The 21,896-nt window shown below is 57.1% G+C and carries 29 protein-coding genes; 7 read left to right on the forward strand and 22 right to left on the reverse strand.

Annotation, left to right across the window (positions count from 1 at the left end; all coding sequences use genetic code 11):
- Nucleotides 1–5: 5 nt before the first annotated feature.
- Nucleotides 6–908, forward strand: a complete 903-nt coding sequence (locus PCAL_RS07600) for a hypothetical protein (protein ID WP_011850108.1) — start codon at nt 6–8, stop codon at nt 906–908.
- Here the strand turns inward: PCAL_RS07600 and PCAL_RS07605 are convergent.
- On the reverse strand, nt 905–1,399 hold the full coding sequence (locus PCAL_RS07605) for a hypothetical protein (RefSeq protein ID WP_193322615.1): 495 nt from the start codon (nt 1,397–1,399) through the stop codon (nt 905–907). The genes PCAL_RS07600 and PCAL_RS07605 overlap by 4 nt on opposite strands.
- A gap of 72 nt (nt 1,400–1,471) precedes the next feature.
- On the opposite strand from PCAL_RS07605, the gene PCAL_RS07610 reads away from it, so the two are divergent.
- The 3 genes from PCAL_RS07610 to PCAL_RS07620 all read left to right on the forward strand — a co-directional run bounded on the left by PCAL_RS07610 (nt 1,472) and on the right by PCAL_RS07620 (nt 3,486).
- The gene (locus PCAL_RS07610) at nt 1,472–1,972 is read left to right on the forward strand and encodes a metallophosphoesterase (RefSeq protein WP_011850110.1); all 501 of its coding nucleotides are present in this window, start codon (nt 1,472–1,474) and stop codon (nt 1,970–1,972) included.
- Nucleotides 1,973–2,185: 213 nt separating this feature from the next.
- Nucleotides 2,186–2,875, forward strand: a complete 690-nt coding sequence (locus PCAL_RS07615) for a hypothetical protein (protein WP_193322616.1) — start codon at nt 2,186–2,188, stop codon at nt 2,873–2,875.
- Between the two features lie 20 nt (nt 2,876–2,895).
- Entirely contained in the window at nt 2,896–3,486 is a 591-nt protein-coding gene (locus PCAL_RS07620; protein WP_011850112.1) for an adenylate kinase, read from the forward strand.
- On the opposite strand, the gene PCAL_RS07625 is transcribed toward PCAL_RS07620, so the two are convergent.
- From PCAL_RS07625 to PCAL_RS07660, 8 genes are all read right to left on the reverse strand, one after another.
- Complete coding sequence (locus tag PCAL_RS07625; protein ID WP_011850113.1) at nt 3,467–3,766, reverse strand: hypothetical protein; 300 nt, start codon at nt 3,764–3,766, stop codon at nt 3,467–3,469. The two genes, PCAL_RS07620 and PCAL_RS07625, sit on opposite strands and share 20 nt — an antisense overlap.
- Nucleotides 3,766–4,530: a respiratory nitrate reductase subunit gamma gene (locus PCAL_RS07630; RefSeq protein WP_011850114.1), complete on the reverse strand. Its 765-nt coding sequence runs from the start codon at nt 4,528–4,530 to the stop codon at nt 3,766–3,768. Before PCAL_RS07630 ends, PCAL_RS07625 begins: the two co-directional genes overlap by 1 nt.
- A gap of 47 nt (nt 4,531–4,577) precedes the next feature.
- Complete coding sequence (locus PCAL_RS07635) at nt 4,578–5,015, reverse strand: DUF1641 domain-containing protein (protein WP_011850115.1); 438 nt, start codon at nt 5,013–5,015, stop codon at nt 4,578–4,580.
- The gene (locus PCAL_RS07640; RefSeq protein ID WP_011850116.1) at nt 5,012–6,148 is read right to left on the reverse strand and encodes an NAD(P)/FAD-dependent oxidoreductase; all 1,137 of its coding nucleotides are present in this window, start codon (nt 6,146–6,148) and stop codon (nt 5,012–5,014) included. The genes PCAL_RS07635 and PCAL_RS07640 overlap by 4 nt, the downstream gene beginning before the upstream one ends.
- Before the next feature lie 117 nt (nt 6,149–6,265).
- Nucleotides 6,266–7,750 carry a (Fe-S)-binding protein gene (locus PCAL_RS07645; protein WP_193322617.1) on the reverse strand — a complete coding sequence of 495 codons (1,485 nt, stop codon included), beginning with the start codon at nt 7,748–7,750 and terminating at the stop codon, nt 6,266–6,268.
- 271 nt (nt 7,751–8,021) lie between these two features.
- Nucleotides 8,022–8,669 (reverse strand): SAM-dependent methyltransferase, encoded by a 648-nt coding sequence (locus PCAL_RS07650; RefSeq protein WP_011850118.1) that lies wholly within the window; start codon nt 8,667–8,669, stop codon nt 8,022–8,024.
- Complete coding sequence (locus PCAL_RS07655; protein ID WP_011850119.1) at nt 8,657–9,994, reverse strand: cobyrinate a,c-diamide synthase; 1,338 nt, start codon at nt 9,992–9,994, stop codon at nt 8,657–8,659. The genes PCAL_RS07650 and PCAL_RS07655 overlap by 13 nt, the downstream gene beginning before the upstream one ends.
- 15 nt (nt 9,995–10,009) lie before the next feature.
- Nucleotides 10,010–10,345 carry a TusE/DsrC/DsvC family sulfur relay protein gene (locus PCAL_RS07660; RefSeq protein WP_011850120.1) on the reverse strand — a complete coding sequence of 112 codons (336 nt, stop codon included), beginning with the start codon at nt 10,343–10,345 and terminating at the stop codon, nt 10,010–10,012.
- A gap of 100 nt (nt 10,346–10,445) precedes the next feature.
- Between PCAL_RS07660 and PCAL_RS07665 the strand changes: the two genes are divergently transcribed.
- Nucleotides 10,446–10,796: a DsrE family protein gene (locus PCAL_RS07665; RefSeq protein WP_011850121.1), complete on the forward strand. Its 351-nt coding sequence runs from the start codon at nt 10,446–10,448 to the stop codon at nt 10,794–10,796.
- On the opposite strand, the gene PCAL_RS07670 is transcribed toward PCAL_RS07665, so the two are convergent.
- The 4 genes from PCAL_RS07670 to PCAL_RS07685 are packed head-to-tail and all read right to left on the reverse strand — an operon-like array spanning nt 10,786 to nt 14,191.
- Nucleotides 10,786–11,277 (reverse strand): hypothetical protein, encoded by a 492-nt coding sequence (locus PCAL_RS07670; RefSeq protein ID WP_011850122.1) that lies wholly within the window; start codon nt 11,275–11,277, stop codon nt 10,786–10,788. The two genes, PCAL_RS07665 and PCAL_RS07670, sit on opposite strands and share 11 nt — an antisense overlap.
- A complete protein-coding gene (gene dsrB, locus PCAL_RS07675; RefSeq protein WP_011850123.1) occupies nt 11,267–12,424 on the reverse strand; it encodes a dissimilatory-type sulfite reductase subunit beta in 1,158 nt (385 codons plus the stop codon). The genes PCAL_RS07670 and dsrB (PCAL_RS07675) overlap by 11 nt, the downstream gene beginning before the upstream one ends.
- Nucleotides 12,421–13,659, reverse strand: coding sequence for a dissimilatory-type sulfite reductase subunit alpha (dsrA, locus tag PCAL_RS07680; protein WP_193322618.1), 1,239 nt, complete (start codon nt 13,657–13,659; stop codon nt 12,421–12,423). The genes dsrB (PCAL_RS07675) and dsrA overlap by 4 nt, the downstream gene beginning before the upstream one ends.
- A gap of 58 nt (nt 13,660–13,717) precedes the next feature.
- On the reverse strand, nt 13,718–14,191 hold the full coding sequence (locus PCAL_RS07685; protein WP_011850125.1) for a hypothetical protein: 474 nt from the start codon (nt 14,189–14,191) through the stop codon (nt 13,718–13,720).
- A gap of 104 nt (nt 14,192–14,295) precedes the next feature.
- On the opposite strand from PCAL_RS07685, the gene PCAL_RS07690 reads away from it, so the two are divergent.
- Complete coding sequence (locus tag PCAL_RS07690; protein ID WP_011850126.1) at nt 14,296–14,541, forward strand: hypothetical protein; 246 nt, start codon at nt 14,296–14,298, stop codon at nt 14,539–14,541.
- Here the strand turns inward: PCAL_RS07690 and PCAL_RS07695 are convergent.
- The 9 genes from PCAL_RS07695 to PCAL_RS07735 form a co-directional block, all read right to left on the reverse strand.
- The gene (locus PCAL_RS07695; protein ID WP_011850127.1) at nt 14,516–15,226 is read right to left on the reverse strand and encodes a hypothetical protein; all 711 of its coding nucleotides are present in this window, start codon (nt 15,224–15,226) and stop codon (nt 14,516–14,518) included. The two genes, PCAL_RS07690 and PCAL_RS07695, sit on opposite strands and share 26 nt — an antisense overlap.
- Before the next feature lie 82 nt (nt 15,227–15,308).
- Nucleotides 15,309–15,764, reverse strand: a complete 456-nt coding sequence (locus PCAL_RS07700; protein ID WP_011850128.1) for a hypothetical protein — start codon at nt 15,762–15,764, stop codon at nt 15,309–15,311.
- A 7-nt stretch (nt 15,765–15,771) separates the two neighbouring features.
- The gene (locus tag PCAL_RS07705) at nt 15,772–15,999 is read right to left on the reverse strand and encodes a sulfurtransferase TusA family protein (RefSeq protein ID WP_011850129.1); all 228 of its coding nucleotides are present in this window, start codon (nt 15,997–15,999) and stop codon (nt 15,772–15,774) included.
- A 47-nt stretch (nt 16,000–16,046) separates the two neighbouring features.
- Nucleotides 16,047–16,475: a DUF1641 domain-containing protein gene (locus PCAL_RS07710; protein WP_011850130.1), complete on the reverse strand. Its 429-nt coding sequence runs from the start codon at nt 16,473–16,475 to the stop codon at nt 16,047–16,049.
- Nucleotides 16,472–17,632 carry an NAD(P)/FAD-dependent oxidoreductase gene (locus PCAL_RS07715; protein ID WP_011850131.1) on the reverse strand — a complete coding sequence of 387 codons (1,161 nt, stop codon included), beginning with the start codon at nt 17,630–17,632 and terminating at the stop codon, nt 16,472–16,474. Before PCAL_RS07715 ends, PCAL_RS07710 begins: the two co-directional genes overlap by 4 nt.
- Before the next feature lie 86 nt (nt 17,633–17,718).
- A complete protein-coding gene (locus PCAL_RS07720) occupies nt 17,719–18,141 on the reverse strand; it encodes a DsrE/DsrF/DrsH-like family protein (RefSeq protein WP_011850132.1) in 423 nt (140 codons plus the stop codon).
- A gap of 29 nt (nt 18,142–18,170) precedes the next feature.
- Nucleotides 18,171–18,671, reverse strand: coding sequence for a hypothetical protein (locus tag PCAL_RS07725; RefSeq protein WP_011850133.1), 501 nt, complete (start codon nt 18,669–18,671; stop codon nt 18,171–18,173).
- The gene (gene dsrB, locus PCAL_RS07730) at nt 18,668–19,768 is read right to left on the reverse strand and encodes a dissimilatory-type sulfite reductase subunit beta (protein WP_011850134.1); all 1,101 of its coding nucleotides are present in this window, start codon (nt 19,766–19,768) and stop codon (nt 18,668–18,670) included. Before dsrB (PCAL_RS07730) ends, PCAL_RS07725 begins: the two co-directional genes overlap by 4 nt.
- Nucleotides 19,765–21,003: a sulfite reductase subunit alpha gene (locus PCAL_RS07735; RefSeq protein ID WP_011850135.1), complete on the reverse strand. Its 1,239-nt coding sequence runs from the start codon at nt 21,001–21,003 to the stop codon at nt 19,765–19,767. The genes dsrB (PCAL_RS07730) and PCAL_RS07735 overlap by 4 nt, the downstream gene beginning before the upstream one ends.
- An 82-nt stretch (nt 21,004–21,085) precedes the next feature.
- Here PCAL_RS07735 and PCAL_RS07740 point away from each other — a divergent pair, with 82 nt between their 5' ends.
- Entirely contained in the window at nt 21,086–21,895 is an 810-nt protein-coding gene (locus PCAL_RS07740; RefSeq protein ID WP_011850136.1) for a uroporphyrinogen-III synthase, read from the forward strand.
- Nucleotide 21,896: the final 1 nt, after the last annotated feature.

The following is a 21,896-nucleotide window of genomic DNA, read 5'->3' on the forward strand; positions in this document are numbered from 1 at the left end:
CAGAGATGGCGACTATAAAGGAGATTCAAACGGCGTGGGGGACCTACCGCTTCGTTGAGTCGCCTGTTGATTGGTTCGCCATAGACGTGTTGGCCGCGTTAACAGTGCTCTGGATCTTATTCACTTTTTGGTATAAGGGGGTGCGCCAGTTCAACGTCGTAAGATACCCCTACATTGAGACGATGATACCCTACGCCGAGTGGGATAGAAAGTTGTTAAGGGAGAAGCCCCCCATAGGCGTCGGAAGCGCCATCGCATACTTCTTCAAGACGTTGTTCGCCGACGTGTTGGCTATGGGAATTCTGAAGTGCGAATACGGGAAGTCGGAGAAGGAGGTGGTTAATACGAGGGCCGCGAAGCGGGTCGCGAAGCTGTTCATGGTATGGGGCTTTGTACTCGCCGGCATTTCTACGACGCTGGCCTACTTCACCTTCCCCCACAACATGATCGTCCTAGACCTGCACCACCCAGCCAGGATATTTGGCGTGGCGGGCGGAGTGCTCATGGTGGTGGGCGCCTTGATATGGCTCTCCGTTAGGTACAAGGAGGTGAACTACAGAGGCATTTGGGACTGGCTCGGCGCAGACTACTTGCCCTTCATGGTTCTACTGCTGGGGCTCTCCGGGTTCGTCCTACAAGCCGCCATATACGTCTGGGCCCACAACCCCAGCGACGCCTTTGCCAACGCCTTCCTCTACTTTGCTGAACACTTCCACGCCATCCCCGTGGCGCTGTTCTTCTGGGCGTTCTTTTGGACAAAGGCCGACCACATAATCTACAGAATCCTCTGGCGCATATACGAGTACGCCGACAAGAAGTATGCGGCTTCTCACAACATCAGCAGACTCCCGCCGCCGACCCTCAAGGTGATGAATAAGACGGGCAAAGAGATACAGCCAGGCTACTAAACCCCTCTTTTTCCCCTCATCATAAAGACCACCGCATCCTCCTCCACCGGCACTTCCACAAGCCTAAGCGCCGTGTTGTTAGTCAATATGGCGAACGGCTGAGGCTCCACGTGTACCACCTCGCCGAATTCCACGTGGTCTAGATACTCCAGGGCCACCGTCCCCTCGTATATTGGGAAGCCCGTCAACTGCCTCCTCACCACCAGCTCGGTGATACCAAAGGGGACCTTCATCACCACCCGCGTGGCCTCCACAGGGTTTGCCTCAGAGACTTCGAAGTAGGCCTCTACGTCCATTGCGCCCCAGCCGTAGTAGGGGTAGAGCATGACGGCGAGCTCCCTCGACACGCCTATGCACGGCCCCTTCTCCACCTTAGCCACGGCCCGCCTCCCATCTCTAGACCTCAACTCCACGTAGGGCACCTCCACGTCTAAAAAAACCACAGGCCTGTAGTCCAAGATAGTGCGAGTTAAACACATCCTCAGATACATGGACTTGGACATGTGTGAGTATAAATGCGTATAACCGCCGACAGGTTTTTATAAGCACAGGTTTTTGGCGCCATGTTGGTGGCTGTTATTTCGGACACGCACGACGACTGGGTGGCCATTAGGCGCTTCGGCGAATTGGTCAAGAGGCGTGGGCCGGCGTTTATAATCCACGCCGGGGATTGGACATCTCCCTTTAGCCTAATGAAGATGAGGAAGGCCGTGGGCGACATGCCCATCTACACCGTGTTGGGCAACAACGAGGGGGATAAGATCAACTTTGCCCGGCAGGCCGCCGCCCACAAGGTAGAGATCTTGGGAGACGCCGGTCTCATAGAGGCCGGGGGTAGGAGGATTGGCGTCTACCACGGAACCTCAGAGCTCATCCTAGAGGCGCTTATAAGGTCGAAGATGTTTGACATAGTTGTCTACGGCCACACCCACAAGGTTGACATCAGGCACGTGGATGGGACACTGGTGATAAACCCAGGCGAGGCATGTGGATGCGCACACGAGAGAAAAACAGCCGCATTTCTAGACTTGTCGACGCTTCACGTGGAAATAGTGGACCTCTAACCGCCCGTCCCACGGAGACCACACACGCTAAGGAAACCGCGGCTACTCTTCATCAACGGCTACCGAGCTCAACACTGCCTACTGTTGGCTAAGGCGTGGCATAGGCTAAGCCCCCAACCGCCTCTACAAGGCGCCCATTCCTGCATGTTGTTTCACCGCGGCCCACCTTGCTCTATGGGTTTTACGTTTAAAAATATTAGTGTAACACGTCATATGTTTAGAGAGACTTGGAGAGGCGTTGTGCCTCCTCTCTCGGAATCTGCTCTGGAACTTGTCAAATTTTTCCTAGGCGAATATCCGCGGCCGACTTCTATATATTCCGCATATAGGGCTCTCCCGTACCCAGCGTCGACTATATATAAATCGGCCCGCGCCTTGAAATCTCTCCGAATTTTGAGGGAAGAGACTGGGGGCTACGTGGCCACAGTGAAGGCGGCCATAGTTGCGGCTTACCACCTCGACGAGGCGTATCTATCCTACGTGGAGAAGTTCTGGGGACTTGGGCCCCGGAGGGGGGTCTACAGCTACCTCCTCCTCTTGGGCGCGGCGCTTAGGCGGCTGGGCTTTAAGTTACAGGAGGCCTACATCTGCGACTTCTACGCAACCCCCATGTACATAATTCCATTTCTCTCCGGCGGAGCCGCAGAGGCTGGGAGGAAGCTGGGCCTAGAGCCCGCCGTGGTAGAAGAGGCGCTTGAGGTAATGAGAGAGGCTACTGCCCTCCGCGAAGTGTATGTGGATGGGCTTAGGGTTCTGTTGCTACGCGCTGGTGGGAGGCACGTGGTGGCAGACGTGGCCTGCTCTAAGTTTGGGAAGTGTGGACACGCATCGCCGTTGAGCTGTCCCAGGGCTAGGCGCATAATTACATACATCGCCGGCGGTGGTGTGAAAGAATCAATATAAAGGGGTTAGATGTTTGTCCCATGGCGCGGATTATATTAGTAGCAGTGCCCGGGGTGGGGAAGAGCACGATTTTGAAGTTTCTAACTGAGCGCAGGAGAGACGTCCAAGTGGTAAACTACGGCGACGTGATGCTCGAAATCGCCAAGGCCCGCTTCGGCATCGCCAATAGGGACGAGATGAGGAAGAAAATCCCCCTGGAACAGTACAGGGAGGTCCAGAGGGAGGCCGCGGAGAGAATCGCCCAGATGCAGGGCCACGTGGTGGTGGACACCCACGCGTCGATAAAGATAGCCGGGGGGTACTACCCAGGCCTACCCCACCGCATTATCACGCTCATGAAGCCGCACGCCATTGTGTTAATAGAGGCGGACCCGCAGGTGGTGCTAAAGCGCAGAGCCAGCGACGCCACTAGGCCCACGAGGGACGTGGAGACCCCCGAAGACGTGGAAAGGCACCAAGAGGCCAACCGGCACTACGCCTACGCGGCCTGCGAGGCGGCGGAGTGCATCGTCTACATAATCGACTTACGCAAAGTGCCAGAGACGCGGCCCTTTGAACACGCAGAGTACGCCGCGGGCAAGCTATCCGAGCTCATAGACGCCCTCGGCTGACGGTCTTCCACAACTCTCTCAAAAGAGCCGCCACCTGCCCCAGCGGCTTCTCAGTCTTGTAAAACACGGCGAGGTACTGCACAGCCCCGTCGTCGACAAGTATACAGGGGCCGCACAGCTCAGCAGCCACGTCGCCAATGGGCCTCCCCCCGTACGTGGCAGGCAACTTGACGACTCCCCCCTCGGCTATTACCAACGCCTTTAGATTGCAGAGGCAGACGAGTTCAGCAAAAACTTTTTCAAAAAACTCCCTGGCGTTTTCTACCCGGATCTCCTCCACTATCCCCTCAGCTTCGTCAGTATATATCCGTAGAGCCTAGTGGGGGCGCTCCAGAGGGTGGGCATGGCCAAGAAGGAGAATGGGTGCACCATTTTTCCAAAGGGCACGTAGGCTATGAAGAGCATGGCCAACGCCGCGTGAACCTTAGTGACCACGTCCGCCTCGGCCATCTTCTCAACGCCAGCCACGGGATTCCCCAAGAGGACGTTCTGCAACCACGGAGACACAGTCTCCATGTAGTTGGGGTGCAAGACGAGGGTCTGCACATTGCCAAGGCCCACAATTGCGAGGAGGAGGACTAGGGCAAACCAGTCGTCTAGAAAGCTCAGCTTCCGCACGTCTGGCCTAACGAGCCTCCGCACGAGGAGGAGGACCAGCCCTATGAACGCCGCAATGCCCGCCGCCCCGCCCACATACAGGGCTATGGCCTTGTGCACCTCCTTCGGCATCCCGAAGTTCTCCGGGGGGACGATCATGGAGAGGTGGCCGAGGAGCGCGATCCAGATGCCCCAGTGGAATAGGAAAGACCCCACCTGCAAGAGGCGGTCGGACATGCCGAGGTTGTAGAGCACGAAGATCCTCTTGAGCACCTCGCCGAGCCTGTCGCCGAAGCCCCACTTGTAGCCCAGCACCTGTACTGAGTAGAGGCCCGTGAGGTCCGGCGCCCTGAGCCACCCGGCGAATTTGTACAAAACCCCAGCTATGAACAGCGCCAGAGATATGTAAGGCGCTACGCCAAATACAAATAAATCAAGTGGAGACATAGGAAGATTGGGAGTGGGGCTTATAATCTGTTATTCCACATTCACGGTTAATACCTCTTCTCCATGCACTTGCCCAGCTGCTTTAAGAGAGAGACGAGGTAGCCCAAGCCTCTCTGCACGTCTGGGTCCCTAAGCGCCGCCAGTAGGCCCATTAGGCCAATTGGCTTTTCCACCTCCGCAACGGCCACGGCGGTGGTTAAGCAGTCCAGCTTTGAAGTATCTTGCGACATGTTGACCGCGGCGGTTAGGGCCACCTCCTGCAACTTGGCGACCTTCTCTATGAAGCCCGGCGTGAGCAGGCCCTCGGTTATAAAGCGTAACGTAGTGGCCAACTGGAGCAAGTCGTCCAACACGCCGCTCCTCTTGAACTCCCACAGCGTCCTCACCAAGTCGCGGAGGACGTCTATCCGCTCGACGATCTCTGCGAGAGCCTCCTGCGTCTTAGGAGACTCCAACGCCTTTAAGAGCCTCTCCTCGGTACTCATAGCCCACACCTAACCGCGCTCCATATGGAGAAATTAGTCAAATCTTTTAGCCTCATCATGAACTTATTGCTTGGCACGGGGTAGAGGGCGGGGCCGTCGTAGTTCCAGCTCACCTGCGTAGCCTCCTCTGTCCCCGTCAAAATGAAGCATATGACCCTGCCGTTGTATACAGAGTCTGCGTGGCCGAACTCCATATCCTCATATATCCTGTCAGCCACAACCTCGGACTGGAAGTGCGCCACGCTGCCAGCCTTAGGCACGGCCAAATTGGTGGTATCGCCTATCGCGTACTCCACTCCGTTGCCCCCGGCGATCTGGAGAGTGTACTTATCCACGGGGACCCAGCCCCCCTGGTCCACCAGTCCCGAGTTAAAGGCCACCTCTGCCGCGGTGTGCTTAGGCACCACGATAATTAAGTCGCCCTTCAACGTCTCGGGGCCCACCACCTCCCCCTCCCTCACCTCCTTTACCTCGAACTTGGTCCTATACTCAATCCCCCTATTCCTAAACTCCTCCTCCAAGAACTTGTTCACATTGGGCTGCGCATGCAGGTGCGGCGCCACCGTGGTAAACACTATTTTGACGTCCTTCTTCCGCCCAGTCTTCATCAACACGTCGTCGAAGTAGAAGAGGAACTCGTAGGGGGCAACGGGGCACTTAAAAGGCGTCGAGGCAACGGAGAATACCAAGGTCCCCTTAGCAAATTTAGAGAGGGCTTCCCTCAGCGCCTTGGCCCCCTCGTAAGTCCAGAAAGTGTGCCACACCTTTTTAAACCCGGGAAAGTGGTCCGTCTTAACCACCGCGCCCGTGGCCAAGACGAGGTAGTCGTACTGAATCTCAGACCCATCCCCCAGAACCACCTTGCGGTTTTTCACGTCTATTTTGGTGGCCGGCTTTTTCACCAAGTTCACAAGTGGGTGTAGCACCTTCCGCACGGGCCTAAACATCACTTCGCTGGGCAACTCCTTAAACGGGACGTATAGGAACCCGGGCTGGTAGACCACGTTCTCCTCCGGCTCTACAACTACGACCTCCAGCTCCCCCTTCTTCACCTTTGCAAACGCCTTAGTTGCCAACTTATTCGCAGTAAACGCGCCGCCGACTCCCCCTCCCACTATTACCACCCTCCGCATGCCAGCACGCAATGAGAAATTTATACAACTTATTCCCTAGTCGCTGTATAATAAGGCAAAAGTTTATTCGAAAGCAATTTTGAACAAAATTAAAATTAAAATATATTTCAGGGAGCTTTAAACGACTATGGCCTTGTATACCAGGTCCATTAGCCCGGAGTAGGTTATGTTTTTGCCGTACTCCTTGTTTAAGTGGGGGATTGTGTGGCTCAGCTGGGCTTTGCATATGGCGCAGGCCCTGACCACGTGGTTTGCGTTGACCTTCAAGGCGTCTTCGTACCAGTTCTTGGCGTATTGAATCCTCAGCGGCAGAAGCTCGTCGGTCAGCAGGCCCCCTCCGCCGCCGCAGCACCACGTCTTCTCTCTGTTGTTGGGGCTCTCCACGTAGTTCTTAACCACGTGCCGAATTATGAAGCGTGGCTCCTCCGTCAAGTCGCCGCCGCGGGCGTAGTTGCAGGAGTCTTGGAAGGTGTAGACGACGTCGCCGTTGCGGGAGGGGTCCAGCTTCAGTTTGCCGTTTTTAATGGCGTCTACCACTAGGTGGAAGACGTGCATAGTCTTTATGCCGTGTTTCTCCAGCTCTGGCCCAGTGTAGTTCTTAAAGGCGCGCCACCCGTGGCCGCACTCCCCCGCAATTACGTACTTCACCTTGAGCCTGAGCGCGGCGTTGACGGCCTTCTGGCCTATGAACTTCATGTGGCGCTCTGAGGCAAATAGGCCGAAGTTTGCCAGCTCCGCCATCTCTGTGCTAAAGGCGTACTTAATCCCCATTAGGTGGAGGAAGAGCATGTACCCCTTGAGAGTCTCCATGTTTGTAAAGAAGTCGGCCGAGGGCGGAATGAGCAAGGCCTCCGGCCAATCGGGGTCGCCGGGCTGGACCTCCTTGACCGGCTGATCCGCCTTGTACTTAACCAGCTTGTTCTGGTCGTCGCGGTATATGAAGTACTCCACCTCGACGCCCTTCTCCTCCTTGATCTCCCCCGCGGCAAAGGTTATGGACTTTATAACCGCCATAGGCTTCATGCCCAAGTTTGTGCCCGTGCGCTCCACCGCGTCAATGACTGTGGCAATGTACTTCGAGATTATGCCGGCCTCGTACATGACCTCTCTAACAAGCCTAGTGATGTCCGCCTGATCTATGCCGAAGGGGCAGGAGTAGGCGCACTTTCTACACTCCAGGCACTGGTAGTAGTACGTGTATATCTTCTCCAACTGCTCCTCCGTGAGCTTCACCGCCCCCACGGCTTTGCCGAACAGCTTCCCGCTCAGGGACTCGGCCTTAATTACAGACCTAATGAGCTCCGCCCTGCCCACGGGGGAGTTGAAGATGTCCTTAGTCTGGACATATGTGGGGCAGTTGTCTAGGCATATGCCGCAGTGGACGCACACCTCCATGGCCATTTTCACGTTCCGGTTCCGTGAAACCTCCTCCCTCAGCCGCCGCCGTATGTGCTCCAGGGGGTCCTTAGGAAGCTCAAGACCCACCCTGGAGTGAAGAACCTTGACCTGGTCCTCCTTGGCTTTAAAAGGCTTGATGTTGGAGGTATCCCCCATCTTAAACGCCGCGGCTCCATGTTGGGCCGCCTCATGCGCCACAGCCATATCCCCAACGCCGTTTGTATAAATAAAGCTTATTCCACAGACAATGCTAACTCCCGTGCCCCATGCAGAGGAGGCCGCCTACGCCGTATCTACCTTCTCCGCCTTCAACTACACAAAGCCCCCCGAATATACCGCGTCACCGCCCTATGGCGTCGGCAATTGTCCCGTCGAGGCGCAATGTTGGGGCACAATACACGTGTACAACTTATGGCGCGGAGTTCTGCAAGCTCTGCCGCATCAGCCCAGTGGCCCCCTTAAATGGGCCAAGCCCCTAGGGCGGGGACCAGCACTTTCTCACAATAACTAGGAGGGGCTTCTCAACCTTCTCCACCTTCTCCAGTGGGAGGCAGGTCCCTCCCAGGGAGATTCTGCTACACACGTAGACCTCCACGGCTTTGCCGCACACCTTTTTCACAAGCTCGGCCACTTGGGAGAGTCTGTCGCCCATCATAAATATGACGTACACGTCGGCTCTCACGCTCTTGAGAACCTCCTCGTCGACGTGGGGGTAGGAGAGGAGGGCCACGTGGCGGAGGGCGACGCCGTCGGTTAGCTCCACTCCGCCTAGGGCTGAGGCGGCGGTGAAGCTGGACACGCCTGGGACAATCTCGCACGGCACGCCCGCGGCGCGGGCCATGCGGCAGATCTGATGCGCCCTCCCAAACACCGTGGGGTCGCCGTTCTTCAACAACACCACGTTCTTCTCCCTGGCCACCTCAAGCAACCTAGCCACGACCTCGTCGTGGTCCTTATGCCTATGCCCAATCTTCACCCTCTCGGCCTGGGGGGCGAACTCCTCCACCACCTCCTCTGGCACCAAGTCGCCGTAGGCCACCACGTCTGCCCTCTGCAGAATTTTGACCGCCTTAAGCGTCAAGAGCTCCTTGTCCCCCGGCCCGACGCCCACTATGTAGAGCACAACCTCTCCAACACGTTGTAGGTGTAGGGGTGTATGTGGAGGTACTGGGCGTGCATGTTGTATTTCACAATGCCGTCGACGCCTCCGCCAATCCCCACGCCTCTCTCCAGCTTAATCGCCGGCTCCACCCTCTCCCTCAATATGAGCTTGGAGTAGTGGAACTCGTGCCCCTTCAGCTGGGCCCCCACCGGCGCTATGGGGGTCTTCCCCACTACGCGGCCCCAGGCGTACCCCTTCCCTACCGGCCTCTTAAGCACAACAGCCACGCCGTCTACCACGTCCACCATCTCGTACTCGCCCCCCTCGTACACCACCGAAGAGGCCATGTACATGAGGCCGCCGCACTCGGCGTACACCCTCCCCCCAGACTCCACGAAGCGCCTCAGCGAGGCCCTAAACGGCTTGTTCCTCTCCAGCTCCTCTGCCAAAACCTCTGGGAACCCCCCTCCCACGTACAAGACGTCTACCTCGGGCACGGCCTGGTCCTCAAGAGCGTTGACGTACACCACCTCGCCGAGGGCCGAGGCGTATTCAAACACCTCGGGGTAGTAGAAGTTGAAAGCCCTGTCAAACACCACCCCGATTCTACAGCCGAGCCTCCGGGGCTGCGGGGGGTCCACCACCTCTACGTCAAGATCCCCGGCCTCCCTTGCCACCTCTAACACCTCGTCGAAGTCTATGTAGGGGAGGACGTGGCGCTCCAACACGTGGAAGAGCCCCCCATCCCCCCTCTCGGCCACTGGGACTAGGCCCAGGTGCCTATACGCGAAAAACTGGGCAATTTTCTCGCTCCTCGGGATAGCCCCCAACAGCCTCACCCCCTCCTCGGGGATAGACTTGGCCAACTTCTCCACTTGGCGGCCCACCACGTTGGTCAAAATAACCCCTGCGATGTTCACGCCGGGGTCAAAGGCCTTGAGCCCCCTCACCACGGCCCGCAACGTCCTATTCACCCTCTCCCCGTTCAACACCAGCACTACGGGGGCCTTGAGCAACTTAGCCACCTGCGCGGTGGACCCCAGCTCGGAGACCCCGTCCACTGAGTCGTATAGCCCCAAGACGCCCTCTACCACGGCAACGTCAAAGCCGGCTGAGTATTTTACAAACCTCTCCAAGACCCCCCTCTCCCCCATTAACACCACGTCGAGATTTCTGCTGGCGGCCCCAGCCGCCGCGCCGTGGTACGAGGGGTCTATAAAGTCGGGGCCGACCTTGAAGGGCGCCACCCTCAGCCCCCTGCGGCGGAGGCCATACATCAAGCCCAGCGCCGCTATGGTCTTCCCAGAGATGCCCTTAAAAGAGGAGACGACGAGGCGGGGTACCACGGGGAAAAAGGGGGTTTATACGCAGCCCGTGGGCTTAGGCGCCCCGGCCACTTTACACGCGCCGTGCGCTGGCCCAGAGGGGAACAGCTGGTAGATCTGCTCAAGGGTGAAGCCTGTCTCCTTTGTCAACATCTTAATCGGCGGGCAAGAGCCGTATGTCTCCCAGTACTCCCTGAGATACCTAATTACCTTCCAGTGGGCGTCTGTCAGCTGCTGTATTCCCTCAAGCTCCCTGGCCATCCACTCGGCTATTTTCTCATCCCAGTCCTCTGTGTTCTGCAAGAAGCAGTCCTCGTCGAGGATCACCTTTTTACCATCCACTGTGTACTCTCCTGGACATTTAACCGGCATAGACCCACTTGGGCCTGTGCTTAAAAAGATTTATTCCACTAATCTCGGAAAGACTTCCTCCAGTGGAATAAGGTATATATACATGCCCCAAGTCGCCCACATGCCGGATAAAGTGGCCTTCTTAGCCACAATGCCGCCTGCAGATGGGCCTAGAATTTCTACAATGCTCGGCTACGCCTTGGCAGCCGCCTCTATGGGATTCGAGGTGTTGATTTTCTACACCTTGGACGCAGCCCACATAGTAAAAAAGAAAGTCTTTGAAAAACTAGACCCGCAGATTAGGGAGAGGTTTAAGCAGTGCATGGACATGGGGTGTAAGATGTGGCTGTGCTCCTCGGCCGCGGCCACCTTCAACATAAAAGAGGACGAGGTAGTGGAGGGAGTCAAGATAATGGGCATAGCGAGCTTCTACGAATACGCGGCTGAGGCCAAGGTTGTGCTCACTTGGTGACCTCCACGGCGTCTACGTATCCAAACTTGTTTTTTAACTCTGCCAAGTACTCCTCCGCCCTTTCTCTAATTAGCAAGGCCGCGATCTGGGCCCAGTTGAAGAAGCCCCACTCGAGGGGGACTGTGAACTTCACTGAGAGGAACCCGTAGAGGCCGGACTCGTCGCATTTCACTGGGAATAGAGACATGGCGTAGTTGAGCCTGTACCCAGGCCAGGGGAGGTCCTCCACCTCGCCCAGGAGAGTGGTCTCCCCCTCCGCGTCGGCGCAACCAGCGGTGGTAAAGACGCGTATGTTCAAGTCTATGAAGCCCATCTTGTACCTACTCCCGTCGAGGACCACCAAGGCGTAGAGGTTGACGTCTCGGACCCAGAGGTGTAACTTTTCCGAGGGGTCTTGAAAGACGAGGACTTGGGGAAACTCCCGGAGGTAGACGGGGCGGGAAAAAGACCTTATCTTTTTTTCAAACTCCTCAAATTCCATCTCTGAGCCGCGGGTAGACGTCGCCGCGGGATCTGTAGGTGAGGAACGTCCTGGCAAACTCAGGCACTCTCTGGTAGTAGTCTCTAACCTTGCCGAAGCCCAGCAGATCGAGGAACTTAGTCCACCCCACTCTCTCGATGAAGTCGGCGAGTCTCTCGCCGGGCTGGGCGTGCTGCCTCCACGTCTCTACTATGTGCTTTACCACGGCCACTATCTCCTCATACCTCGGCGGATTTGCGGGCAACCACGGTATCAACACCCGGCCCAGCCTGGGGCCAGTGCCAGTGTTAGACATCTTGCCGCCCACGAGTATTGACACGCCCACGTTTTCTGGGTCGTAGTCAAAGGCGTCGCAGTTCTCCTTACACCTGGCGCAGTTGATGCACTTTTCCCCAATTAGGACGAGCTTTACCTTGTCCCCCTCCCTCCTCAGAGAAAGGGCGCCGGTGGGGCAGACTTGGACTAGGAATATCTGCGACTCCGGCAACTTGGCCAAGGCCTTAGGCGGCGGGAGACACATGGGGAGGACCTCCTCGCGTATCTTCGGCGGGGCGCCCCACTGGCCCACTATTGCTATATCTATAGCTGTGCCGCCAGCGCACATGGCCGGGCAACCGCTGACGAAGACCCTGAGCTTTGCGGGAAGCGGAATCTCGCCAGTGAAGTAGGGCTTCAGCGCATCGCCGAGGGCCTTGCTAATACTTGGGCTATCCACCACCGCGGTGGTGCACGTCAGATATGCAGTACAGCTGTTGATTCCCCACAAGGCGCCGCCCCAGCCTCCCACTGGGAAGCCCAGCTTCTCCACCTCCTCCTTGATCTTAAGCGCCTTCTCCAGAGAGTCTGTCAGAAACTCTATGTTGCCTGCCATGGTCACCCTCAGCGCGCCTATGCCCAACTTGTCCGCAATATCGGCAAATTTGTCCAACGTATCCGCCGAAAGCCTCGCGTTAGGCGGCAACGCGACTTTCACAGTGAATATCCTCTCCCCAGTGGCAGAGACGTGCTCAATTATACCATTGCCATGGAACTTCCTATCCACCCACTTTCCATAGTTCCTGAGTATGGCCTCGGGCAGAAACTTCTCTAAGTCGACGGGGAAGACCTTCTGCAACCTCTCAGCCTTAGACGGGGCGGCGGCGGTCATACCCCCACCTTGCCCTTGAGCTCTTCCACCAGCTTTAGGTACATGTCTCTCTCCTCCTTGGGCAACACTGCGTAGGGCACGTCGTCCGGCGTCTTGGCAATGGACTCGGGCATGCCCTCAAGCTTAATCCCAGCCTTCTCAATGAACTTGTCCAGCCCAGTCACCAAAATGTAGTCGCCGAGCCTGTACTTGGGCTGAGCCTCGGCCTCCCAGGGGGCAATGACCTTGAAGGTGAGGTCTATGGCCTCCTTCACCTGGTCCGGCCTTAGGTAGCCGATGAACCAGCCTAGCTTAGGCCCATACCTCCCCTTAACTCCGCCCCCAATTACTACAGCGACTTTCCTATTCTTGCCTGGCTTTATGGCTGGGAAGGCTGTGCGGATGCAGTGCATAGACTTTTTGCACTTGCTCCCATCAATCACGAGCTCTTTCTTCTCGGCGTCCCACCTAATGGCGCCGCTGGGGCAGTTAGCGGCAAGCTTCACCGGGTCCACAACCCCCCTCTCCACAAGCTCCCTAAACTTAGCCTGATCCACCTCAGGAGCACCCTCCCACACGCCAATGAAGCCTATGTCTGCCCTGTTGGCGCGGGCGCAGTCCAGAGGACAGCCAGATATTTTGATCTTGAACTTGTAGGGGTAGTTGGGCGTCGCTATGTTGTCGTTGACGCGTTTGTCTTTGTGAAACTCCGCGTACCACTTCAAGGTGTCGAAGAGGGCGAATTCGCATAGGGCGGGCCCGACGCAGGCGTTGAGGGCTCTTATGGCGTCTCCGCTGCCGCCTACGTCTGTGCCTATGGACCTAAGGGCGTCCACCATCTCCTCTGCCTTGTCGGGCGTTAGGTTGAGGACAAAGGCGCCGGTCTGCCCCACCACCTCTATAAGTCCCACTCCCAGCTCTCTGGAGATCTTTGTAATCTTTCTTATGAAGTCGGTCTTCCAGAACTTGCCTGGGGTGTGGAAGACTCTGAAGTGCACCTCTACGCCGCCGCCTGGAACCCAGTCTCTGGCCCACCGGGATAATACCCCCGTGTTTACATAGGCCACCTTGACGGCGCCGGGGCCCCAGGGGGACTTCCTAGCCGCGAGGCCCACGCCGTAGACTCTGAGCGGGTACTGGGTCTTCCTCAGCTCCGCCACGTGGCTCGGCCAAGGCCCCTTCTCAAGCTCTTTCAATATCTCCTCGGCCCTCTGTAGAAGCTGGTCGGGCGGCGGTAGGTTGGGCGGTGCTGACATGAGCATATCTACGTGCCCCCTTTTAAGCCCTATTCCTAACCAACGTGTAACAACTGTTTTACACAGATGTACATACGACGCGCAGAGAGGCTTTTACCCTCTCTGCCACTGGCGAGAGGGCGGCCGCCAGCTCTCCGTCTATTAGCCCGCGTTTGACCAGGTATATGTACAAAAGCTCAACGTCGTTAAGCGGCATATCGGGCCTGTAGAGCTTAGCCACCTTCTCAACAAGCGCGAGGGCGCGCGGCCCGTCTAGGCCCCACTTCGAGGCCAGCTTATCCACTAAGTACCGCCGGGGCCCCTCCCTCTGGATGAGGGCTATGATGCCCATGGGAGTGGCTTTGTAGACCCTCTGCCCCCTAGACGCCGCGGCTGAGGCCAAGAAGCCTCGCCTTTCGAGTTCCACCACCTTCTTGTAGGTGTAGGAGAAGAAGAGGCGGTTATCGACGGCTATCCTATAAGCTGTCACGGGCTCGCGCATGGCGACATAAGACAAGATTAGGTACTCCCTCTCGTCGAGTTTATCAAACATGGAGGTAGGGAGGCAACACTAATTATCTCTTATTCCGCCGACGCGGCGGAAGTATTTCCCCCACCCTTGTAATAACGTTTATAACTATCCAACGGGGTAGGGCCATGTTGACCTACGACGATGTGGTGTCCAAGTTCTGCCTCTGCGACATAGAGATATACCTAAAAGTGAAAGACGGCGTGGTGGTCGCTCCCGCCCAGTACGCGGGGAAAAGGGCAGAGGAGGTCCTTAAGGCGGCGAAGGGCGTTGTAGTGAAGACGGAGCAAGGCGGATACCTCCACTACTTCGTAATACGTAGGTCTGCCTACCTCAGGAAGACCGCAGTCAAGCCTGCCGCGGCCCTAGCCTAATTCTCCCAACTATTTTTTCCATCAGCGTGGGGCAGGGGTCTAGGCTACAGTACTTGTCCCGCCCGCACATCTTACAATGGGCAGCGAAGAGCTTGTACCCACCGTCCTCTTTAAATAACACCGCCGTATACTCCTCATCTCTCACTATAAGCGCTTCGTCAAATATCTTCCTCACCAACGATATAACCGCATAGGCGGCCACTCTGCTGGCCAACACCGCGTCCCCCCTCTCCATCTGGGAAAAACACTTCTCAAGCCTATTCCCACACCTCGTGGCCAAGTAGGCTCCCACCAGCTCCAGCCCCTCGAGGGGGGCATCCCCTGCGGCCACCCTCCCGTAGAACTTCAGAAAGGCCTCCACCTCCTCGTCTGAGAAGGACTCCAGCCTAAGCCTCCGCTTGATCTTGGCCAAGATGAGGGACTTAGGCGCAGTGCCGTAGATCAGCGGGATTAAGAGCCCCCTCACCGTGGCGTAGTACACTGTGGATCTCCCAGCCGACGCGGGCTCGAGGAGGCGCTGCGCTACGAGCTTATTCACCTTTCTATACACATGAGAGAAGTGCATGTTGAGCCCCCGCGCCACTCTGTACATAGTAACAGGCTCGTTTACGGCCACAAAGGACACCATGGCCCTAGCGGTTTCGTCGACCTTTACCCCAACAAGACTAGAAAGTTCGACCAACATTAGTAATATGATAGCCGAGGTTAATAAACGTTTCTAACAATAATGATCTATCACACAATTTTTTACAAACATACACGTGAATCTATCCGGGCGCATGGTGTAAAAGCTTGTACATCTCCATATACCTCCTCTCGAGGATGTACGCTACTTTCCTAAACTTCTCCACGTCTATGTCGGTGACGCAGACGCAACCCACCTGCCCGCCGCTGGCCTCCACCATGACCACTCTCCCCTCGGCCACTCCCAGGAGGATGGCCGACTCCTCGCCTCCATACAGCTCGACGTAGGGGGGCTCCACCGAGACGGGAGAGGCCTTAGACACGCAGTCGGGGTAGGCTGTGGCCTTGATGGCCTCCACTAGCTCCCCGTCTTCCAAGCACCGGGGCTCCCCCTCCCCCTCGAAGACGAGGAGGTCCCCCTTGACCCAGAGCCCGTCCCAGAGGGCCATGTCGTAGCCGCTGGGCTTGCAGGGGCGGCCCCTGGCGCTTATCCATTTGGCCAACAGCTGGAAAAAGTCGGGTATTGATACAACGCTCACACGCCGCTTACTTGAGCCTGCGAACTACAATGCGTAGGTACCCCTCGGCGGTTTTCTCAGAGGAGACCACCTCGTGCCCCATGCGCTTGGCCCACGCCCTTATGTCTGGATCCGCCGCGGGGTCGGTGGCGAGGACCTCCAAGACGTCGCCCACGGGCACCTCGTTTATGGCCTTGGCAGTCTCCATAACGGGGATAGGGCAGAACTTCCCCCTCACGTCCAACGTCTTGGGCATAAGGTAAGGGGAGGCTACGTTTAAAAGCCTTATTCCACAGCCCCTGGCTACTTCTCGCTTACCTGTTTTAGGTTCTCCTCCATGCAACTGCCCATGGCCTTTAGCAGAGTCACCATGAGGCCCATGGCCTTCTGCACCTCTGGGTCACGCATGGCGGAGAGGAGGCCGAAGAGCCCCACACGCGGCGCCCCGTCCTCGGCCACCTGTCTCAACGCCTTGCTGGCGCAGACCACGCCTCCCTGCATGGCGGCGCCCAAGGCGTTCAAGTCAGCCGAGTCCATTATGGACAACATGGAGATGAGCGGCGCCGCCACTTTGAACACCTGTATGTCCGCCATTAGGTGGGGCAACTTCTCCAGCACGATCTTTACTGGGAGGAGGAGGGAGCTCAACTCCTCCACCTCCCTGCGCAGGGCCTGCACCTCCTGCAGAAGTCTCTCGTAGTCGGCCTTGGGTATTGTGACTACCTCGCTCATGGCACTACCCCCAGAAGCCAGTTGAAGTACACTTTCTCAAACATCTCCTTGAACAATCGCGTCGCAGGTGCTGGCGGAAGGAACATGCAGTCGGGGTACGGCTTCTGCTTTTTCACAAACGGCGTGAAGTCGCAGGCAGCGGCCATTCCAAAGGCCCCCACGTCTAAGGCGCATGTGCCAACAATTCTAAACGGGGGCTTCCCGAGGTATACGCCGAATAGGTCGGCGGCTATGTTGCTTATAACCCAGGGCATGTAGCTGTGTAGAATTGTCCCAGCCATCCCCACTGGGACGTTGGGAGCGGCAACGTCGCCTATTACGTATACGTCGTCGTATTTTGCGCTTCTAAAGTCGCCGTTGGCGGGGTTGCGAGGCGCCGCCCACCCATTTTTAGCCAAGTCACTGTTGAGCACGGGGTCCGGCGCCTTGTGCGGCGGGACAATAAAGGCCGCGTCGAACTTAAACTTCTCCCCGGTGGTGGTTTCCAGCTCGCTCTTGCCCAAGCTCTTGATTGCCGTGGACTGCCCCACGCCGACGTATTCAATCCCCAGCTGCTGTAGGAAGCCGGACATCCACTTGGCCGCCATTGGGCCAAAGTTCTCAAAGGGCCTCTTGAGCGGGTGCACCACAGTTATCTTGACCTTGTCTCTCAGTCCCCGGGTTAGGTAGTAGAAGTGGGTAAGCATTGCCAGCTCGATGGGGGCTGGCGGACAGCGGTAGGGCAGAGAGTAAACGCCGATGACGATGTGCCCCTGCTTCACCTGGGCGAGGGCCTCGGCAACCTTGAGAGAAGGCTCTAGCTCCCACGTGTGGGGGAACCCAGTCTCTACGGTCTCTGCGCCGAGGGCCACCACCAACACGTCGTAGGTAAACTCCCCGGCCGTCGTCTTCACCTTCCTATTGGCCGCGTCTATGGCTGTCACCTTGGCCTTCACAAAATTTACCCCGTGGCGTTTTACGTGCTCAAGAGGGACAGAGACTTCCTCCGGCCTCCTGTAGCCAAAAGCCACGTAGAGGTACGAAGGCCTAAAGTCCGTCCTATCCTTGGCGTCTATGAGCGTTATTTCCACATCCCCCGGCCCAAACCTCTCCCTAAGCTCCTTCACAGTCATTAAGCCGCCAGTTCCACCGCCCAGAACCAACACCTTTTTGGGCATAGACTTCACTTTCCAAAAAGTATTAAAGCATTATTTCTCTCGTGTGGTAATAAAAATGTGAAAAATTGCCGGCGTTGTGGGAAGGATTATATAAACAGAGTGACGGAGGCGTCCTTTGCCCTCTCGAGGAAGGTGGCGGCGCCCACCACCTCGTCCACGAAATCGGCGAGTTGCGCCTTGTCTTTTATGCCAAACATCTCCATGGTGGTAGAGCACGCGTAGACGCGTACGTTGCCCATGGACTTGGCTTGTCTTATAAGCTCGTGCCACGGCGGGAAGTTCATCTGCTTAACCGCCTGAGCCACCGCGGGGGCATACTCTGCGAAGTCGGCCGAGATCTTCATCTGGGACAAGTTCTCCTTCCTAATGGCGTTTAGCCCCCAGAAGGTGAAAAAGAGCTCCACGTCCCAGCCCCCAGCGGCGGCCGCGCTCGAAAGAATGGCCACGGGGTACAGCTTGTCCACAGTGCCGCTCCACACGATTATTGCAAGCTTGTTTTTCTTTTCCATGCGAAAAACTCTCTCTCTATTAATAAGAGTTATTCCACGCCCTCAGTGGAAGTACTTGTCAACGCCTTTTTAAGCTCTAGGAAATACGCGTCGCTGTCTAGCTCGAACTGGTCTATCAAGTCCTCAATGTTTCCAGCAGTTAAGTTTTCCACAAAGGTCTTAAACCCCATCGCGGCGTAGACCACCTCCCCCTCCTGTTTTATTGGGAAGAGGAAGGGCGCCGGGTTGCCGAACTTCTCCACAGAGAACCTAGTCGTGGCGTCCTCCAGCTCCTCCACGTTGGAGACGCCCTCAAGGCGCCTCACGTCGTCCAGGTTCAAGAAGGCCAAGGCGTAGCCCTCCTCAGTCTTCAAGGCAGTGACAAGGTAGGGCCTGGGCCTACCCGGGAGGGAGAGGATGTAGGTGGCCTCGGCCCCCTCCTCCAGCTTCGCCAGCTCGTGGACCAAGTCCTCTACCTCCCCCAGCTCCTCAACTCCGTGGTTAAACCTAAGCCTTAGTAAAAAGTCCCCAATTATGTCGTAGATGCTCACGCCAAGAACTGCCTTATGCCGAACTCGCCCTCAAATTTCACGGGCTTATTCCACTTGGTGACTGGGATGTTCAACATCTCGTAGAACTTCTCCATGCCAATTCTGTGCACCCAGTCGCCCAGCCTCTCCCCCTCCCTGGCGTTCTGCCTCCACACGTCGATTATCTTCTTCACCACGGCCACGATTTCCCTATACGCGGGCGGGATGGCTGGCACCCAGGGTATTACCTGCACCGAGGGGAGCGGGCCTCTGCCTGTGTTGCTCGCCTTGCCGCCTATGAGCACGGCCACTCCGGCCTTGCTCTGGTCGAAGTCAATCCAGTCACAGACGTCGCGGCAGCGGCCGCAGGCGATGCACTTGGACCTAATTATGTCGAGGCCCACAGAGCCGTCGGGTTTTCCATACACCTTTATGGCGTTGGTGGGGCACACCTCGGCCACCTCTGGCACGTGGCCGGCCTCCAGGGCCTTGGCGGACTTGGGGAGGCAGAGTTTTATCCTCTCGGGGTCGTAGGTGGGGGCGTCTCCGTAGTGGCCCACCAGGTTTATGTCCGCTGTGAACCCGCCGCAACTGCTGGGGCAACCAGAGACGTTTATCCTAAGCTTCGCCGGGAGAGTTATCTCGCCTGTGAAGTAGGGCTTAAGCGCGTCGTAGAGAACCTTGGTAATGCTGGGCGCGTCCACCACCGCTGTGGTGCACGTCAGAAAGGCAGTACAGCTGTTTATAGACCATATGGTGGGGCCCCAGCCTCCCACTGGGAAGCCCAGCTTCTCCACGGCCTCCTTGATCTTAAGCGCGTTCTCTAGAGAGTCTGCCATGAACTCCACGTTTCCGTTTCTGGTAATCCTCAGCGCCCCGATGCCGTAGGTGTCAGCGATTTCGACAAACTTCTTGAGAGTGTCGACGCTGACCCGGAAGTTGGGCGGCGTGCCCACCTTCACTGTGAATATCCTCTCCCCAGTGGCAGAGACGTGCTCAATTATGCCGTAGCCGTGGAACTTCCTATCCACCCACTTGCCCAAATTCCGCTTCAGCGCCTCCGGCAGCCAGTCGGTGTAGGGTACTGGGAGCCTCTTCTTAAACCTCTCAGCGCTCATAGCTTGTACTCAGCCACTATCTTGTTGACCCAGTCTAGCCACATCTTCCTCTCCTCGTCGTCGAGCACCGCGCCCGCCCTAAGCGACGGGTGTAAGGTGGGCTTGCCCTGCGGCTTCACCTTCACCACCTCCTCGAGGTAGCGCTTGAAGCCTACCTTCATGATGAAGTCCCCAATCCTGTCCTTGTGCTTAACCATGCCCTTCTCCATGCCCTCCATCCAAGCCTCGACAGTCTTCACCACCCAGTCCGCGGCCTCCTTGTAGTCGTTGACTATGGCCAAGGGCTTGGACATCTTTCCGCCAAATCTGCCCTTGACGTGGCCGCCCACGAGCACCGCAATCTTCCTGTTTTTGCCTGGCTTTATGGCTGGGAAGGCTGTGCGGATGCAGTGCATAGACTTTTTGCACTTGCTCCCGTCTATCACGAGCTCTTTCTTCTCGGCGTCCCACCTAATGGCGCCGCTGGGACAATTGGCGGCAAGCTTCACCGGGTCCACAACCCCCCTCTCCACAAGCTCCCTAAACTTAGCCTGATCCACCTCAGGAGCACCCTCCCAGATGCCTATAAAGCCGAAGTCGGCGCGGTGCACTGCCCTAGTGCAGTCGAATGGGCATCCCGAGAACTTGGCCTTGAATTTGAAGGGGAACAGCTGGTTGCTCATCCACTCGTATATCTTGGGGTGGGTTAAGAAGTAGTCCCGCGCCGCGAGGGTGTCGTATAGGGCGAACTCGCAGAGGGCGGGCCCGACGCACGTGGCCAGCTCTCTGATGGTGTCGCCGGTGGCCCCCACGTCTGTTCCAATGGCCCTCAAGGCGTCGATGGCCTCATCCGCCTTCTCCGGCTGGATGGAGATAATCATCATCCCCTGTTGGCCGGCCAGCTCCACGAGGCCTAGGCCGTACTTTTCAATGAACTCGATCAGCTGGCGGAGCTTCTGCGTGGTGTATATCTGGCCCGAGGGCTGCCATACTCTGAAGTGGAGCTCCGCGTATTTTCCATCCCTGGTCCTCCTGGCGATGAAGCCAGTGTAGACGAACCGTATCTTGGCGGAGCCAGCGGCCCACATGGTCTTCCTAGCCGCCAGCCCCGCCCCGTAGGCGTCTATGGGGTAGTTGGTCTTCTTGAGCTCCGCCACGTGGCTCGGCCAAGGCCCCTTCTCGTAGTACTCAAGGATGCGGCGCCCCTCTTCTGCATATGCGTCAACAGTTAGGGGCTTTTTCTCAACAGTTTCCATGGTAACCCATGGTTTTGTTTAAAAATTCCTTATTCCCCTTTTCTGTGCAATACAGCAATAAATACCCCACATAGGTATATACATGCCCACTGTGGTAATAACCTCGGGGAGGGCACACAAGGCGGACCTCCTGGCCAAGATGTTGACCAGGGCAGGCATAGAGCCTGTCTACCTCCCCGTGGTAAAGATAGGAGAGGCCGGGGGTGCGGACGTGGCGAAGTTCATCGACGAGATATCCCACTTCGACGTCTTCATATTCATGACTGGGCAGTCGGTTGCAAGCTTAGTGCAAGAGGCTAAGAGGGCTGGGCTAGAGCAGAGGCTTAGGGAGGCCCTCTCCAGGATGACTATTCTGTGTAGGGGCAGCAAGGCCGCTGGCAACGTGAAATCTCTCCTAGGCCTCACCTGCGCCGTGGTGGAGGAGACCTCGGAGGAGCTGTTGAAGGTTGCTGAGAGAACGCTTGAGGGGAAGAGGGTGGCCATATCGTTCTACGGGTACCTAGACGACGAGTTTCTGCGGGAGGTGCAGAAGAGGGCCGCAGAGGTGAAGTACATACAGACCTACAGGACAGAGCTTGAGGAAAATGCGGCAGAGATAGCGAAGCTGGTCTTGGCGGGGGAGGCAGACGTGGTGGTCTTCACAAGCGCTCTGGCCTGCAACAGCTTTTTCACACAGCTCAGCGCCCTAGGCCTAGCCGAAAAAGTGGCCAACCGGTTTAGGTCGGGCGCCGTTAAGCTGGCGGCGGTGGGGCCAGTCACGGCAGAAGAGTGCAAAAAATTTGGCGTAGAGCCGCACATTGTGCCAGAAAAGCCCTTCTTGGCGTATCTCGGCGAGGCCATCATAAGGCACTTAAAACCAACGCTGAACACCGACAGCGTGAGGACACAATAGC

This window comes from Pyrobaculum calidifontis JCM 11548, assembly GCF_000015805.1.
GTDB lineage: Archaea > Thermoproteota > Thermoprotei > Thermoproteales > Thermoproteaceae > Pyrobaculum > Pyrobaculum calidifontis.